Below are 16,666 nucleotides of genomic sequence, written 5' to 3' on the forward strand. Positions count from 1 at the left end.
CGCCAGCACCGGATGCAGATCGTGGATTCAGAAAATCGCAAGGCTGGATCATGCTGCTCAGCTCGTTTCCTGTAGCAGAATGACCCTGTCAGCTCGTTCAACGGCAGGTCAGGGCTTACCTTTAGGGCGGTACGCAGATCAATTTGATATGCGGTGGCTGATAGTCAATTTCGTTGCACACCAGCACATCTGGTCAGACCGGCATGAGAAAGTCCGGCTGACCGGCTCAACTCGCGCCATAGCCGCACCAACTCGCCATCGCCACGCGGCATAATCGACACACCATGAACGCCCCCTTGCCCCCCCTCCTCACCGAGCACCAACAGAGCTCAGGCTGGCAAGCCTCACTCGAACTGCGTGTCGAGCGCCGAGGCAAGCGCAGCGCCCTCACCCATAACCTGCACAAGGGCCCCTTGCGCGTGCAGAAGGCGCTGCACCCCGAGGGCGACGACGTCTGCCAGATACTCATCCTGCATCCACCCGCCGGGATTGCCGGTGGTGATCAGCTGCGCCTCAGTCTGGATCTTGCACAAGGTGCGCATGCGCAACTGACCACGCCCGGCGCTGGCAAGTGGTACGGCAGCCTCGGCGCAACAGCGACACAGCGCATCCATCTTGATATCGCCGAGAACGCCGTGCTCGAATGGCTGCCGCAGGAAGTCATCGTTTTCGACCGCGCCATCGCCGATACGGAAACAACGGTCACGCTGGCGCCCGGTGCAAAGGCTATCGGCTGGGATCTCGTCTGCCTCGGCCGCACCGCAAGCGGCGAGAGCTTCAAGCAAGGCAGCTACCGCCAGCGCTTCCGCCTGCAACGCCCCGATGGCTCGCCGATCTGGCGCGAGAGCATGCATCTGCAGGGTAGCGATGCGGCCATGTCGTCACAGCTGGGCCTCGCCGATCACACGGTTTTCGGTACGCTCTGGCTGGCAGGCATCAAGCCCGACGCGGCGTTGCTCGAAGCCTTGCGCGGCCTGTCTATCTCGCAGGGCACATGCGGTGTATCCGCCCTGCCCGATGTCACTGCCGTGCGCCTCGTGTCAAACTCGTCCGAAGCCGCGCGCCAATATTTCGAAGCAGTCTGGGCTTTGGCCCGACCCTACATCCTGCAACGCGATGCGGTCCCGCCGCGCATCTGGAGAACATGAAGACATGGAACTGACGCCCCGCGAAAAAGACAAGCTGCTGATCTTCACGGCAGGTCTCGTCGCCGAACGCCGCAAGGCGCGCGGCCTCAAACTCAATTACCCGGAGGCCATTGCCTTCATCAGCGCCGCCATCCTCGAAGGCGCGCGTGACGGTCGCACCGTCGCCGAGCTGATGAACTACGGCACCACGCTGCTCTCGCGTGACGACGTCATGGACGGCATCGCCGAACTGATTCCCGAAATCCAGGTGGAAGCGACCTTCCCCGACGGCACCAAACTCGTAACCGTTCACCATCCCATCATCTGAGCCCTGATGACCCAGATCGTCGAGATTCGTGCTGAAGACTTTGATCGCCGCAGGAGCGATCTGGTCAGCCTGCTCGTCGATTCCGTCGCCCATGGTGCGTCGGTCGGTTTCGTCTTGCCACTTACCAACGATGAAGCGGAAAGATGGGTCGAATCCCTTCGCGCTTCCATTGTGTCCAGACAACGCCTCCTGTGGTTTGCCGAACACGACGGAGGTGTCTGCGGCAGCGTGCAACTCGAACTCTGCACGAAGGCCAATGGCATTAACCGTGCTGAAGTGCAGAAGTTGCTGGTTGCCTCGACATCGCGCCGTCTCGGCATCGGCAGGATGCTGATGCAGGCCGTCGAAACCCGCGCGGCCGGACTCGAGCGTGGCCTAGTCTATCTCGATACGGAAGCAGGCTCTTCCGCTGAGCCTTTCTACCAGTCTCTCGGCTACACCCGCGCCGGCGGCATTCCTGAATACGCCTGCGGCCCTGACGGCACGTGGCGCGCCAATGCCATCTATTACAAGTCACTTTTCCTGAGGAGCCCTACATGAAACTCACACGCCTCACCGCTCTCGCCATCGCTCTGTTCCTGCCCGCGCTTGCCTTCGCCCACACCGGCGCCGACGGTGGCTCGCATCACGGCTCCGCTTTCATCGAAGGCCTCGTCCACCCCTTCACCGGTCTCGACCACCTTGCCGCGATGATTGCCGTCGGTGTGTGGAGCGCGCTGGCCTTCCGCGATTCCGCAAAACGCATGTGGGCCATGCCTGTCGCCTTCGCTTCGCTTCTGCTGGTCGGCGGCCTGCTGGCTTTCGATGGTCTGCAGCTCGCTGGCGTTGAGCCGATGATCGTCGCCTCGCTGCTCGTGCTCGGTGTGATGGTTGCGACGCAGATCAAATTGCCTGCAGCCATCGGCGCAACACTGGTCGGTGCATTCGCGATCTTCCACGGCGTCGCCCACGGCAGCGAGCTGCCGGCACAACAAGCCCTCGCAGCGCTTTCCGGCATGGTGCTTGGCACGATGAGCTTGCACATCACCGGCGTGCTGCTCGGCCGCTTCGTGCTGGCGCGCAATGTGTGGTTGCCGCGCATCGCGGGTGCCTCCGTTGCCGTGCTGGGCGTGAGCCTGCTGAGCGGCGCAATCTGATTCCAGAGACAGGAGCCACACATGACACCCGGCGAGCTTCTCGTAGATGACGGCAACATCGAACTCAATGTCGGTCGACGCACGGCGACCATTGCCGTCGAGAACACCGGCGACCGCCCGATCCAGGTCGGCTCGCACTATCACTTTGCAGAAACCAACGCCGCGCTGAAATTCGATCGCGAAGCCGCGCACGGCATGCGCCTCAATATCGCCAGCGGTACGGCCGTGCGTTTCGAACCCGGTCAGAGCCGCACGGTCGAGCTGGTCGACTATGCGGGCGATCGCAAGGTGTATGGCTTCAGAGGGTTAGTACAGGGCGCGCTTTAGCAATTCGTCATTCCCGCGAGGCTTGATCAAATCGCGGGAATCCACGAGCCCGGAAATTCGTCCCAAACAAGTGGACTCCCGCTTTCGCGGGAATGACGGATAGATTGAGGATTCACTCATGAGCAATATCTCCCGCCGCGCCTACGCGGAAATGTTCGGCCCCACCACCGGCGACCGCGTGCGCCTCGCCGACACCGACCTCATCGTCGAAGTTGAAAAGGACTTCACGCTCTACGGTGAAGAAGTGAAATTCGGCGGCGGCAAGGTCATCCGTGACGGCATGGGCCAGAGCCAGCGCGTCGCCGCGGAAGTCGCCGACACGGTCATCACCAACGCGCTGATCATTGATCACTGGGGCATCGTCAAGGCCGACATCGGCATCAAGGGCGGCTTCATCTCCGGCATCGGCAAAGCCGGTAATCCGGACGTGCAGCCTAACGTCACCATCGCCATCGGCGCTGCGACGGAAGTCATCGCCGGCGAAGGCATGATCATCACCGCTGGCGGCATCGACACGCACATCCACTTCATCTGCCCGCAGCAGATCGAAGAAGCATTAATGAGCGGCGTGACCACCATGATCGGTGGCGGCACCGGCCCCGCCACGGGCACTTACGCCACGACCTGCACGCCGGGTCCATGGCACATCAAGAGCATGCTCAGCGCGGCAGACGCCTTCCCGATGAACCTCGGCTTCCTCGGCAAGGGCAACGTCAGCCTGCCCGACCCACTGCGCGAACAGGTCGATGCCGGCGTGATTGGTTTGAAACTGCATGAGGACTGGGGCACCACGCCCGCCGCCATCGACAACTGCCTGAGCGTCGCCGAAGAGATGGACATCCAGGTCGCCATCCACTCCGACACGCTCAACGAATCCGGCTTCGTCGAAGATACGGCCGCAGCCTTCAAGGGCCGCACCATCCACACCTTCCACACCGAAGGCGCGGGCGGCGGGCACGCGCCGGACATCGTCAAGCTGGCCGGCATGAAGAACGTGCTGCCCTCCTCCACCAATCCGACACGGCCCTACACGGTCAATACCATCGACGAGCATCTGGACATGCTGATGGTCTGCCACCACCTCGACCCGAGCATCGCCGAGGACGTGGCCTTTGCTGAATCGCGCATTCGTCGCGAGACGATTGCCGCCGAAGACATCCTGCACGACATCGGCGCGCTGTCGATGTTCTCATCCGACTCGCAGGCCATGGGCCGCGTCGGCGAAGTCATCATTCGCACCTGGCAGACCGCGCACAAGATGCATCAGCAACGGGGTTCGTTGAAGGAAGACAACGCGCGCAACAACAATTTCCGCGCCAAGCGCTACATCGCGAAATACACCATCAACCCGGCGATTGCCCACGGCATCGGCCACATCGTCGGCTCGGTCGAAGTCGGCAAGCTCGCCGACCTCGTTCTATGGCGCCCGGCTTTCTTCGGCGTGAAGCCCACCACCATCCTCAAGGGCGGCATGATCGCCGCCGCAGCGATGGGTGACGCCAACGCCTCCATCCCGACGCCACAGCCGGTGCACTACCGTCCGATGTTCGGCGCCTTCGCCGGCGGCCTCAAGACTTCACTGACCTTCGTCTCGCAAGCTTCGCTCGACAAGGGCACGCTTACAGGACTTGGCCTGCAGAAACCGCTCGAAGCCGTGAAGAACATTCGCGGCGTGCAGAAGACCGACATGGTGCACAACGGCTGGCACGGAAATATCGAAGTCGATCCGGAGAACTACCAGGTTCGGGCGGATGGTGAATTGCTGACGTGTGAGCCTGCGACAAGTCTTCCGATGGCACAGCGCTACTTCCTGTTCTAACCCCTTGTCGTCATCCCGGCGAAGGCCGGGATCCAGATCGTACCCACGCACTGGATTCCGGCCTTCGCCGGAATGACGATCTGAAAATAGGCTTTGCACTAGATGCTCCTGATCGAAACCCTCTACACCGGCGATGCCAGCGCCACCGAACAACTCATCCTCGACTTCGACGCCCGCACCAAGAGCCGCCTGCGCACCACGCTCGCATCCGGCGAAGAAGTCGGCCTGTTCCTGCCGCGCGGCACGATCCTGCGTGGCGGCGACAAATTGCGGGGCGCCGATGGCCGAATCATCGCCGTCGTCTCGGCCCCCGAAGAGCTGCTCGAAGCACGCAGCAACAACGCCCGCGAACTGACACGTGCGGCGTATCACCTTGGCAATCGCCACGTGGCGGTTGAGGTCGGCAGCGATGCACAATCGGACTGGATCCGCATCCAGGCTGACCACGTGCTGGAGACGATGCTGGTCGGCCTCGGCGCACAGGTGCGCAAGCTCTCGGCTCCGTTCGAACCGGAGGCTGGCGCGTACGCACCGGGCCATCACCACTCCGAGCGTGGTGCTACGGAAGCGAAGATTCATGTGATGGGTGGGGCGCATGGGTGACTATCGCGCACGCATCCTTTGGGAGCGCGCTGCAGACGAGGCCTTCACGGACAAGCGATATAACCGTGCACATAGTTGGCTATTTGACGGAGGCATTGAAGTACCAGCGTCGTCGTCACCTCACGTTGTGCCACTTCCCTTTTCTGACGAGCATGCAGTCGATCCCGAAGAAGCTTTCGTGGCATCGCTATCGAGCTGCCACATGTTGTTCTTTCTCTCGTTGGCTGCCGCACAAGGACATGTTGTCGATACCTACGAGGACAATGCCATCGGTTCGATGTCAAAAAACGAGAATGGGAAGATGTTCATAAGCATCGTGACGCTTCGGCCCCGTGTCCGCTTTGCTGGCGAACGCCCCGACAGTGACGCTGTTGCCACCCTTCATCACGCTGCGCACGAATCATGTTTCATCGCCAACTCCGTGCGTAGCCAGATTCAGTGCCTGCCCGAATTCGATTGAAAATCCTCACGTGAATCCCTCACTCATCCGCCTCCTCCATCTCGCCAGTCCAGCCTTACCCGTCGGCGCCTTCTCCTATTCGCAAGGCTTGGAATGGGCGGTCGAGAGCGGTGCCATTACGACGGAGGCCGCTGCAAAGCAATGGATCAGCGACGCGCTGCATTTCGCACTGGCGCGCTGTGAAGCGCCTGCGCTGATTGCCCTGATGCGAGCGTGGTCGAGCGAGGACAAGGCTGAGATCAAACGCCTCAACGCCGAGTTCATCGCCACGCGCGAGACTTCCGAGATTCGTGCAGAGTCCTTGCAGATGGGCTACTCGCTGGCCCGCCTGCTGCGCGATCTGGATGACATGCCAGCCAGCTATCGCGAAGCACTCAGCGAGATGAACGAAATCGCTTTTCCGACGGCCTGGGCCGCCGCGGCAGCAACATGGCAACTCGATGAACATGACGCCGCCACCAGCTACCTGTGGGCCTGGCTGGAGAATCAGGTGATGGCAGCGGTGAAGCTGGTACCGCTGGGCCAGACTGCGGGCCAGCGCATGCTGGCTGCGCTGGCAGTCGATTTACCGGAACTCGCCAACCACGCCATCAGACGCGCCGAAAACAACGACTGGGAAAACTTCACGCCCGGCATGACGCTGGCGAGCAGCCTGCACGAAACCCAATACACGCGACTGTTCCGGTCTTGAACCGGAACGGCAAATTGAATCAGAGGACACCATGAGCACCACAGAAGCCATCGCAACACCCAAAGCCTCCGTAGCAAGCACCAAAGGCCCGCTGCGCGTCGGCATCGGCGGTCCGGTCGGCTCGGGCAAGACGGCCCTCACGCTGGCGTTGTGCCTCGCGCTGCGCGACAAGTACAACATCGCCGTCGTGACCAACGACATCTACACGGCGGAGGACGCACAGTTCCTCGTGCGCAATGAAGCGCTGGCTCCGGACCGCATTCTCGGCGTGGAAACAGGCGGCTGCCCGCACACGGCGATCCGCGAGGATGCGTCGATCAATCTGGAAGCGGTCGATCGCCTTAATCGCGCGTTTCCGGGGCTGGAGATCATTTTCGTGGAGTCCGGTGGCGACAATCTGGCGGCGACATTCTCACCGGAGTTGTCGGACCTGACGCTGTATGTGATCGACGTATCCGCCGGCGACAAGATTCCGCGGAAGGGCGGGCCTGGCATTACGAAGAGCGATCTGCTGGTGATCAACAAGATCGACCTGGCGCCGCTGGTGGGCGCGTCGCTGGAAGTGATGGATCGTGATGCGAAGAAGATGCGCGGCGCGAAGCCCTTCGTCTTCAGCAACCTGAAAACCGGTCAGGGTCTGGCGGACATCATCGGCTTCATCGAGAAGCAAGGCTTGATGCAGGGCTGATCTGCATCTATCACGACCTGCCTGCAGGGGCCGCCGTGATTTCTGTCGGAAGGCGCTTTGCTTTCCGACCTGCCAATCTACGGGTGCGGCCCGACTCAGTCGTCCAGGTCGTCGTCCGCGTCGACCCAGATGTTCATCTCGTCAGTCGGTTCGATGTTCTCGACGCGCTGACGTTTCATTTCCGTATTGCAAGCCATCAACTGCGCAGCCAGGCCCGGCAACTGCGGCAGCGCTTCGTCGGCCTTGAGGCGGCGCTGAAGCTGGGTGAAGTTGAGTGATTCAGTAGCACGCTGACGACGTTCAAACATGAAAACCTCCCGCTAGTCTCGACAAGAATTCCGGGCCTTGACCTCGACCAATCCGAACGGTCGCGTGCTCACCCTGCTTGACTACACTTCAGCGGATCACGTCCCCCCATGCAAGGCGTGATTTTGGCACTTGGTGATGAATTTCACATTTGTCACTGCAGTACGGCGGGAACGACGTACTTGCAAGCAAAAAACCCATCCCAGGCCCGTAGATACGGGGCCGGATGGCTTCAGGCTCCATCTGGAGAGCAGTCCCTTAGCGGATCGGCTGCAATGAAACGCCGAGCGCCGCCAGCGGTGGCCGCATGTCGACCGGCTTGATTTCGGGGGGCGCTGGCGGGATCAGCACCAGCTCCGCCTCGGCCGTGCGCCGCGGAAAGATCATGCGCGAGTCGATCGACTCGCGGAAGCGCCTGATCTCGTACTTCGCCACGCCCTGCTCTTGCGCATAGGCTGTCGCGCGACGCTCAAGCACCTGGTAGGCCTCACCATCACCACCAAGGTGGAAGTACTGCATGCGCATCGAGTACAACACGCGGTTGTCCGGCATGCGCGTTTCCTTGATCTCCCAGGAGGGAGACAGCGGGTCGACCACGAAATAGACAAGGACCAGCGCGCCTGCAATCAGCATCGCATCGGCGTAGGTGATGCTGTAAGTAGGCGAAAGGTGGAACGAGCCTTCAGGCAGGAAGCTGCCGTTGTATTCGGGATGATCGAACCCGCGCTTCGCCAGCGAGGTCGAGAGTTTCCCATTGGAATCGAGCGCGGCGCAGCCCGACAAGAGACTGACGATGACGAGCGCTGAAGTGCATGCTTTGAACATCGCGGCAATCCTCATGACAGGAAGCTGAACAGGCTCAGGTTGGTCGTCTTGACGAAGGTGTTGCGCGAGGCTTCCAGGAAGGTGTTCTGCAGCTGGAAGTCGGAGATGGCACTCGCGTAATCCACGCCGATCAGGCGCTGCGTGCGGTCTGCATATTGCAGGGAGAGGTCGTCGGCTACGCTGCCGAGAGAGTCCAGCTCGAGTTGATGCGAGCCGGTTTGCGCACGCAGCCGCAGTACGTTCTCCTGTGCGCTGTCTGCGAGGGACATGGTGTCCTGGATGGCCGCGTAATACGCTGGGCCGCTGCCCCCCGTGCGCAGGTTCGTGATGAAGTCCGAAATCATGGTGAAGGCGTCGGTCGTGCCGGCGCTTGGATTCACCGCGAAGCTGTCATTGGTCGCTGGTGCGCCATTCAGCGTGACCTGGATTTCGGCAGTGGCTGGGGCTGGCGGCAGATTGATCGGCGCGCCTGCAGTGTAGGTTCCGCTGGCCATGGCCGCGCCGGTCATAGCCGGGTCCGCTGCGCGATCGAAAACATCGTAAGTCGTCGCCGACGTGAAACGGATGCCGTACTGGCCACCAGCGTAGGTACCCACCACCGTCGAAGACGATACGGTGCCCGTACCGGTATTGCCGATAGAGGGTTGGGCGTTGAAGCTTTGACCCGAGGTGCGGATGCGCATCAGCAACTCGTCGCCACTCAGACTCACCGGAATATTGCGCGAGCTGGAGACATGCACCGTGCGTTGCCCCTGGTCGCCTGCGTAGCTGACGCCCGTGAGCGATCCTGTGAATGGCTGCACGTCTCCCTTGTAGCCCGAGAACATGTACTCGCCGTTTTCATCGGTCGCGTTGGCCATCGACATCAAGCTGTCGAACTGGGCCTGCATGTCAGCCGCAATGGAGTCGCGGTCGGACTGGTTGAGCGTGGCGCTGCCGGCCTGGATGGCCCGTTCATGCACATAAGCGAACAGATCGCTGATGGAACCCAGCCTGCTGTCCAGCGAGCTCAGCTTGTCATTGGCAGTGCCTTGCGCTTCCTTTTGCAATTGCACCTGCTGCGCAGACTGCGAGACTTCCAGCGCGCGCGCGGCAGCGATCGGATCATCACTTGGCGTGACGACCCGCTTACCCGTCGACAACTGGTTCTGCAGCTTGAGCAGATCGGACTGTTGGCGCGTGATGTTGCCAACGTTGGTGTCGTAGATTTGCGCGGTGCTGATTCTCATGACGTGCCTTTCTTGCCTTGCTGCTAACGACTACTGGCTGAAACTTATCGAGCGATCGACAACACTTCGTCGAACAGGCTCTTTGCGATGTTCATGGCGCGGGCCGCCGCCTGGTACGCCTGCTGGTACCGGATCAGGTTCGCCGCCTCTTCGTCGAGGTTCACACCCGAGATGCTTTGCTGACTCGCGATGGCCTGGTCATACAGGCCTTCCTGTGCGGTCACGCCTACCTCTGCATCGCGCGATTTGGTACCCACGTCGCTGACCAGTTGTGAGTACGCGTAACCGTAGCTCGCGCCACCATTGAGCATGGTCTTGGCGTTCTGCAAAGCGCCAAGCGCCAGTGCATTGCGATTGTCCGACGTGCCCAGAGGATTCGTCGTGATGCGGAATACGTCGCCATTCGCCGGGTCGCCACTGATCGTGAAAGACATGGCCGGCGAACCGATTTCGAAGGTCTTGCCCGCACCGTCGATGGCCGGGTCATAGGAGTTGTTGGCCGTCAGCGTGCCTTGCGGGGTGCCAGGGTCGGCAGGGTCCAGCGTATTGACGCCGCTGCGCACATTCAGCGTCACGGCCGCGCCAGCCGCATTGACTGCGGAAAAGGTCTTGGTCGTCGCGTTGTAAGTCACGGTGACCGTGCCGAAGTCCGGCTTGCCATCCACGACGGCAGTGTCGAAGCCGGTCAGCGACACGACCTGACCGCCACCGATCTTTGCCGTACCCGTGTTGCTCGTTTCGGCCGCCAGCGCGAACGGTGCAGCTGCGGCAACCTTGCGCGTGTCCTGGATGGCCATCTGCATGCTCTCCGCCGCCTTGCGCGTCGGCTGGATCAGGAAGGTGTCGCCATCGGTCGGCGTGCTGCCCATGGTCAGTGAAAAACCATAGCGCAGGGTCTTGTCGGCATTAGTCGGGTCGGTCGTCGTGCCATCCGGTGGCGTCGCCCCGGTATAGACCGTCATGCCATCGGAGTTGCGACGCAGCGTGTAGCCGGTGGCCGTGAAGTAGCTCAAGGTGTAGTCCTCGCTCTTCAGGTCTTCGGCCTGTGTGTATGACGCCGTCACCGATACTGCAGCCGTGGACGACAATTGTTTGACGTCCGGCGTCAGATTCTTGAAGTACAGCCCGCCGAGGCTGCCGTCGAGATCCTGCCCCAGCGCGTGCTGGTCGTTCATGTTCTTCGTGATCGTCACGGCCAGCTTGCCCAGCTCGTTCTGCGCCACGTTCAGGGCTTCATCACGGAAGCGGATCAAGCCGCCCATCACGCCGCCGCTGATGAGGTTGTCCGAGATCAGGATGCTGGACGAGCCGACAGTCGAGAAGATCGCCTGCTCTTCGGGATTGGTTGGGGACTGCCCCACCGTCAGGCCATAGGCAGTCTGCCCGACAACCAGGGGCTGGCCGGAGCCGAAGAACAGATTGATCTGGCCGTCGGACTGCGCCGACGCCGTCACGCGCACCTGCTCGTTGATCTTGCTGATCAACTGGTCGCGCAGATCGTGCAGGTCATTCGCCGGCAAGCCAGCACCGCCGCTTTCGGTGATGCCGATGCGGTAGTTCAACTCGGCCACCTGCTTGGCCAGCGAAGTCACCGTCTGGGCGGACTCCGACAGCTGGGCTTTCACGCCACTGCGAATCTCCGTCAGGCGCTGGCTCAACGCATGAAAACGTTCGACCAGCGACTGGCTCGACGACAGCAAGGACTGGCGCGAGGGAATGCTGGACGGATTGGTCGACAGCTCCTGCAGGCCCTTGAAGAAGTTGTCGATGGCTGGCGAGAGACCAACCGTATCGTCGGCCAGCAGATTGTCGATCTGCTTGATCTCGGTGTTGTAGGTCGAGAACTCGGCCTTCGCCGTGCTCGCAGACATCACCTGCGCCGCCTGGAACTGACTGTAGATGCGCTGGACCGCATCCACCTTTGCGCCTTGGCCGAAAAAGCCCGCGCCCGTGAACAGACCTGTCTGTGCTGACTGGATGACGCGCTGGCGGTTGTAGCCATCGGTCGACGAGTTCGCGATGTTATGGCCAGTCGTCGTCAGCCCTGCCTGTGCGGCATTCAGGGCTGTCAGGCTGATACTCATCAGGCTCATGGGGCGAACTCCTCAACTGTCTGGTCAGGAGATAGCAAGACCTTTGCCAGTTGGGCGAGATGCAACAGGGGCGCGGCTTTGGCCGGAGAGGCCCGTGTTTACTGGGCTTGCCGTAAATGGTGAAGCGGCAAGATTTGCCGCCAGAACCGGCAATCGGTGGCCGGTCAAGCCAGGTGGAGATTGAATACGCGGATCGCAGCTCCTGACTATCTGCGTGGGGGGCGAAAGGCTGCCCGGACCTGATTCGCTTCAAAAATATCTGCCTCGGAAGGCCTGAAAAAACGCGGCGAGGGTGCGACTGGCAGGGCGGCTCGCACAAAGCAGCTTGAGCACGGCGAGCGAGCCAACGACGCCCAGCCATGGCCGCAGCCCGTTTTGTCGGGCCACCCTACCGCGGCCGCCCCGCCCAGACTTTCTGCAAGCGCTTCGCGCTGACCGGCACCGGCGTCTTCAGCTCCTGCGCGAACAGACTCACGCGCAACTCCTCGAGTTGCCAGCGGAATTCCTCCAGCTGCGGATCGACGACATTCGCTTTCAGCTTGGCCAGATGCTCACGCTCGAACGGCGTCGCGACCGAGCGCCACTCGCCGATCAACTGCGCATCACGCGCCGGGTCATTGCGCCACTTGTCGACGCGCGTCGCCGCCGCCTTCAGGTAACGCGGGAAATGCGCAATGCGCTCATACGGATTCGCCATCAGGAAATCCTTCGGCATCAAGCGCTCGAGCTGGGCCTGGATATCTGCCGTCAGGTCAGCCGCGTTCTTCAGGCCCACAAGCTTCTTCGTCACGGCCGCATGCTCGGTAAGCAAGCTGCCGACCAGACGCATCAACTCCTGCGCTACCAGCGAGATACGCGGCTTGGCCTCCAGCGTGCGCTTTGCGAACGACTCCGCATCGGTTGGCCACGGCGGCAGCAGACATGTACGCGTCAGCGTGGCTTCGACCAGTTGAGCCTTCAGATCCGCCTCGTTGCCGAAGGGCAGGAACTTCAGCGCGAGATCGCGCAAGCCCGGCAGGCGCTCGATGTTCTTCACCTGATCCTTGAGCGTCAGCGCAAACAGCCGCGCCAGCCCCTTGCGATGCATGCGCGTCGCCTCCTCTTCCGTGTCGAAGGGTCGCAGGCTCACTGAGTTGCCATCGTCATGCAGCGCCGGGAAGCCGATCAGCGTGCGACTGCCGACCTTCACTTCGAGCAGTTCGGGGAGTTCGCCGAAGGACCAGGTGGTGAGCTTTTCAAGCACCGCTGTTTGCGACGATCCCCCCCTCTCCCGGCCCAACGGGCCACCCTCTCCCTCAGGGAGAGGGGACTGCTGAGCGAGCGCCTTGCTTTCAACGCTGGCCCGCACATTGCCGTTCCCTCCCCCCAGGGGGAGGGTGGCGCTTTGCGCCGGGAGAGGGGAAAAGCCGCGTTCAGTCTCAGACTTCGCGGCAGCAGGCTTGATGCTCAACCCCGCCAACTGCGCCCCCAGCGAACCCTCCACCTGCCCTGCCCTGAACGCCGCCAGCACCTGATCCTTGAAGCGCAGGCGCAGATCCATCAGGTTGCGCGACTGCCCCAGCACGCGGCCATGCTCATCGATCACGCGGAAGTTCATGAAGCAATGCGGGTTCAGGTTCTCCGCGCGGAAGCTCTCCAGCGGCAACTTGAGTTGCACACGCTCCTCAACAAATGTCTGCAAGCCACGCAGCAAGGGTTCATCGGTAACGAATTTCTTCTCGTTGAACGCCACCATGAATTCGCGCCCGCTCTCGCTGATCGGCTGCAGACGGTGGCGATGCTTCGGCGGCACCGTCTTCATCAAGCCGACCACCTTCTCTTCCAGCAAGCCGGGCACCAGCCACTCGCAGCGGTTGATTGGCACCTGGTTGAGCATCGCCAGCGGCACGGTCAGCGTGACGCCATCTTCGGGGTCGCGCGGCTCGTGCACGTAAGTCAGCTTGAGCTTCTGCCCAAGCACCGTCAGCGACGCCGGGAAGTTGTCGCTGGTCACGCCGGCCGCCTCGTGGCGCATCAACTGTTCGCGCTCGAGATGCAGCAAGCGCGGCTGCTCACGCTCGGCCTTCTTGCGCCAGACCTCAAAGCTGCGCACATCGGTCACCTCGGCCGGAATCTGCGCGTCGTAGAAAGCCTCGATCAGCGACTTGTCGACCAGCAAGTCCGGGCGACGCATCTTGTGCTCCAGCCGCTCGATCTCCGTCATCAGGCGTTCGTTGTGCTGGAAGAAGGGCATCGCCTTCGCATGTGCATCTTCCAGATCTCCCTCCACCAGCGCCTCGCGGATGAAGATCTCGCGGCACATTGCCGGATCGATATCCGAGTACGCCACCGGACGCCGCGCATACAGCGTGAGCCCGTACAGCACGCCGCGCTCGTAGGCGCGCACCGCGCCATGCTTCTTCTCCCAGTGCGGCTCGTATACCTGCTTCTTCACGAGATGCCCGCCGACTTCCTCGATCCACTCCGGTTCGATACGCGCGATGCAGCGTGCATACAGGCGCGAGGTGTCGATCAACTCGGCCGCCATCAGCCACTTGCCAGCCTTCTTCGCCAGATAAGAACTCGGGTGCGGCCAGAAGCGGATGGCACGCGCGCCGAGATAAGCGCCTGCGTTCTGCCCTACCGTTTCTTCCTGCTTCACGCCGATGTGGCCCAGCAAACCCGTCAACAGCGCCTTGTGGATGGCCTCGTACTGACGCTCGGCTTCATTGGTCTTCGCCTTGCTCGCTGCAGCGGCAAGCGCATGATGTGGGACGTTCTTCGCTCCACCGCCGTCGTTCCCGCGAGTTGTGGATACTGAGCGGGAATCCAGTGTCTTTGCCTCTTGCCCCGAACGACGCTGGGTGCCCGCTCGCTTATCAGAGCTCGCTGAAATGACGGATTTGTCACTCACTTCGGCACGTAACCAGCCATGCTCGGCGCACAGTGAATGCAGCTGCCCATGCACATCGCGCCACTCGCGCATGCGCAACCAGGACAGGAAGTTCTGCTTGCACCAGGCCTTCTGCTTCGACGAGCCCTCGTGCTTCCAGACTTCGTCCGCGACGTTCCACAGATTCACATACCAGAGGAATTCCGAGCGCGCCTCGTTCTTGTCTTCGCCGAACTGCTCCGGCTTGTCGCTGCGCGGCATGCGGAACTTCGCATGCGCCTGATCCGCCGTGCCCGTCTGCTCCGGCGGCCGATCACGCGGGTCTTGCGTCGATAGCGCGGCGGCGATGACCAGCACTTCATCGAGGCAACCGCGATCACGCGCCGCCAGTAGCATGCGGCCGATTTTCGGGTCGAGCGGCAGCTTGGCCAGCTCCTTGCCGATCGGCGTCAGTTCATTGTCGTCATCGACCGCGCCTAGTTCGTTGAGCAACTGGTAGCCGTCGCCAATCGCACGCGGTGTCGGCGCATCGATGAACGGAAACGCTTCCACTGCGCCGAGATGCAGCGACTTCATGCGCAGGATGACGCCAGCCAGCGATGAACGCAGGATCTCCGGCTCGGTGTGCGCGAGGCGCTTGTTGAAATCCTCTTCATCGTAAAGGCGTATGCAGATGCCATCCTGCACGCGGCCGCAACGCCCCGCTCGCTGCTTGGCCGCGCTCTGCGCGATCTTCTCGACCTGCAGCAGCTCGACCTTGTTACGCACGGAATAGCGGTTCATGCGCGCGAGACCGGCATCCACCACGTAGCGGATGCCCGGCACGGTCAACGAAGTCTCGGCAACGTTGGTCGACAGCACGACACGTCGGCCATTCGAGCGGCCAAACACACGCTGCTGCTCCTGCGCGGACTGGCGCGCGAAGAGGGTCAGTATTTCGGTGCCGGGCGCATGGTGCTTGCGCAGTGCTTCCGCCGCTTCACGAATCTCACGCTCGCCCGGCAGGAAGACCAGCACATCGCCCGGGCCTTCACGCTGCAACTCGTCGACAGCATCGACGATGGCCTCGTACAGGTCCTTGTCCTGCCGCCGCGCCGCACGTTGCGCGGCCAGCTCGCGCTCACGCTGAGTCTGTTGCGCCACGAAGCCTGGCCGCACTTCGTCTTCGATGGGCCGATAGCGCACCTCGATCGGATACAAACGCCCCGACACCTCGATCACTGGCGCCGGCTTGCCATTGATGGCGAAGTGATTCGCAAAGCGCTCCGCATCCAGCGTCGCCGACGTCACGATCAGCTTCATGTCACGCCGCTTCTGCAGCAAGGTGCTCAGATAGCCCAACAGGAAATCGATATTGAGGCTGCGCTCATGCGCCTCGTCGATGATCAGCGTGTCATACGCCGACAGCAACGGATCGCCCTGCGTCTCCGCGAGCAGGATGCCGTCGGTCATGAGCTTGATGTAACTCTCAGGCTTCGTCTGGTCGGTGAAGCGGATCTTGTAGCCAACCGTGCTGCCAAGCTCGCTCCCCAGTTCCTCGGCGATACGCGCAGCTGTGGCGCGCGCGGCAATACGGCGCGGCTGCGTGTGGCCGATCAGCCCCGCTTCGCCACGGCCCAGCTCAAGGCATATCTTGGGAATCTGTGTCGTCTTGCCAGAGCCGGTCTCGCCACAGATGATGACTACCTGATGATCACGAATCGCCAGAGCAATCTCGTCGCGCCGCTGATTGACCGGCAAGTCATCCGGAAACGTTGGCTTAGGCAAACCTTCGCGACGCTTGGCGCGCGTCGCAATGCTGCGCTCGAACTTCTCACGCAAACCATCGGGCAAGGCATCGAGGCGTTCGATGGGCGCGGGCAAGGCCCGCAATGCACGACGCAAGGCGGGTCGGTCTTTGGAGAGAAGAAGGTCGAGCAAGGAAGCCACTGAAGATGAACGCAAAGCAAAGCGCGCCATTTTACGTGACAAGTCACGCCAGCCCTTCGCAATGTGCAATAGGACCAATCGACCAAAGCCACGTTGCCGTCCCCTCGCCCTGAGGGAGAGGGTGGCCCGTCAGGGCCGGGAGAGGGGGAAATCGCGGATAAGGACAACCGCAGCCCTTGAGGTCAGCCCTCATCTCGGCGCATCCGCCCACATGCCACAATCCACCACCTGAC

At 61.9% G+C, this 16,666-nt stretch carries 15 protein-coding genes; 10 read left to right on the forward strand and 5 right to left on the reverse strand.

Features of this window, described 5'->3' with window-relative positions; genetic code table 11:
- Nucleotides 1-296: 296 nt before the first annotated feature.
- The 10 genes from VVD49_RS20255 (at nucleotide 297) to ureG (ending at nucleotide 7,179) form a co-directional block, all read left to right on the forward strand.
- Nucleotides 297-1,148: an urease accessory protein UreD gene (locus VVD49_RS20255; protein WP_327601046.1), complete on the forward strand. Its 852-nt coding sequence runs from the start codon at nucleotides 297-299 to the stop codon at nucleotides 1,146-1,148.
- Nucleotides 1,149-1,152: 4 nt separating this feature from the next.
- Nucleotides 1,153-1,455, forward strand: a complete 303-nt coding sequence (ureA, locus tag VVD49_RS20260) for an urease subunit gamma (protein ID WP_327601047.1) — start codon at nucleotides 1,153-1,155, stop codon at nucleotides 1,453-1,455.
- Between the two features lie 6 nt (nucleotides 1,456-1,461).
- Nucleotides 1,462-1,995 (forward strand): GNAT family N-acetyltransferase, encoded by a 534-nt coding sequence (locus VVD49_RS20265; RefSeq protein WP_327601048.1) that lies wholly within the window; start codon nucleotides 1,462-1,464, stop codon nucleotides 1,993-1,995.
- Entirely contained in the window at nucleotides 1,992-2,591 is a 600-nt protein-coding gene (locus VVD49_RS20270) for a HupE/UreJ family protein (protein ID WP_327601049.1), read from the forward strand. Before VVD49_RS20265 ends, VVD49_RS20270 begins: the two co-directional genes overlap by 4 nt.
- A 21-nt stretch (nucleotides 2,592-2,612) precedes the next feature.
- A complete protein-coding gene (locus VVD49_RS20275) occupies nucleotides 2,613-2,918 on the forward strand; it encodes an urease subunit beta (RefSeq protein ID WP_327601050.1) in 306 nt (101 codons plus the stop codon).
- 118 nt (nucleotides 2,919-3,036) lie between these two features.
- Nucleotides 3,037-4,737, forward strand: a complete 1,701-nt coding sequence (gene ureC / locus VVD49_RS20280; RefSeq protein ID WP_327601051.1) for an urease subunit alpha — start codon at nucleotides 3,037-3,039, stop codon at nucleotides 4,735-4,737.
- A 102-nt stretch (nucleotides 4,738-4,839) separates the two neighbouring features.
- Complete coding sequence (ureE, locus tag VVD49_RS20285) at nucleotides 4,840-5,340, forward strand: urease accessory protein UreE (protein ID WP_327601052.1); 501 nt, start codon at nucleotides 4,840-4,842, stop codon at nucleotides 5,338-5,340.
- The gene (locus VVD49_RS20290; RefSeq protein WP_327601053.1) at nucleotides 5,333-5,800 is read left to right on the forward strand and encodes an OsmC family protein; all 468 of its coding nucleotides are present in this window, start codon (nucleotides 5,333-5,335) and stop codon (nucleotides 5,798-5,800) included. Before ureE ends, VVD49_RS20290 begins: the two co-directional genes overlap by 8 nt.
- A 10-nt stretch (nucleotides 5,801-5,810) precedes the next feature.
- Nucleotides 5,811-6,491 carry an urease accessory protein UreF gene (locus VVD49_RS20295; protein WP_327601054.1) on the forward strand — a complete coding sequence of 227 codons (681 nt, stop codon included), beginning with the start codon at nucleotides 5,811-5,813 and terminating at the stop codon, nucleotides 6,489-6,491.
- Nucleotides 6,492-6,522: 31 nt separating this feature from the next.
- Nucleotides 6,523-7,179, forward strand: a complete 657-nt coding sequence (ureG, locus tag VVD49_RS20300) for an urease accessory protein UreG (protein ID WP_327601055.1) — start codon at nucleotides 6,523-6,525, stop codon at nucleotides 7,177-7,179.
- Between the two features lie 95 nt (nucleotides 7,180-7,274).
- On the opposite strand, the gene VVD49_RS20305 is transcribed toward ureG, so the two are convergent.
- The 5 genes from VVD49_RS20305 to hrpA form a co-directional block, all read right to left on the reverse strand.
- Nucleotides 7,275-7,487: a hypothetical protein gene (locus VVD49_RS20305; protein ID WP_327601056.1), complete on the reverse strand. Its 213-nt coding sequence runs from the start codon at nucleotides 7,485-7,487 to the stop codon at nucleotides 7,275-7,277.
- Between the two features lie 256 nt (nucleotides 7,488-7,743).
- On the reverse strand, nucleotides 7,744-8,310 hold the full coding sequence (locus VVD49_RS20310; protein WP_327601057.1) for a hypothetical protein: 567 nt from the start codon (nucleotides 8,308-8,310) through the stop codon (nucleotides 7,744-7,746).
- Between the two features lie 11 nt (nucleotides 8,311-8,321).
- Entirely contained in the window at nucleotides 8,322-9,539 is a 1,218-nt protein-coding gene (flgL, locus tag VVD49_RS20315; RefSeq protein WP_327601058.1) for a flagellar hook-associated protein FlgL, read from the reverse strand.
- A gap of 44 nt (nucleotides 9,540-9,583) precedes the next feature.
- Nucleotides 9,584-11,632: a flagellar hook-associated protein FlgK gene (flgK, locus tag VVD49_RS20320; protein ID WP_327601059.1), complete on the reverse strand. Its 2,049-nt coding sequence runs from the start codon at nucleotides 11,630-11,632 to the stop codon at nucleotides 9,584-9,586.
- A 388-nt stretch (nucleotides 11,633-12,020) separates the two neighbouring features.
- The gene (gene hrpA / locus VVD49_RS20325) at nucleotides 12,021-16,463 is read right to left on the reverse strand and encodes an ATP-dependent RNA helicase HrpA (protein WP_327601060.1); all 4,443 of its coding nucleotides are present in this window, start codon (nucleotides 16,461-16,463) and stop codon (nucleotides 12,021-12,023) included.
- Between the last annotated feature and the right edge of the window lie 203 nt (nucleotides 16,464-16,666).

This window comes from Uliginosibacterium silvisoli (genome assembly GCF_036017035.1).
Lineage (GTDB): Bacteria > Pseudomonadota > Gammaproteobacteria > Burkholderiales > Rhodocyclaceae > Viridibacterium > Viridibacterium silvisoli.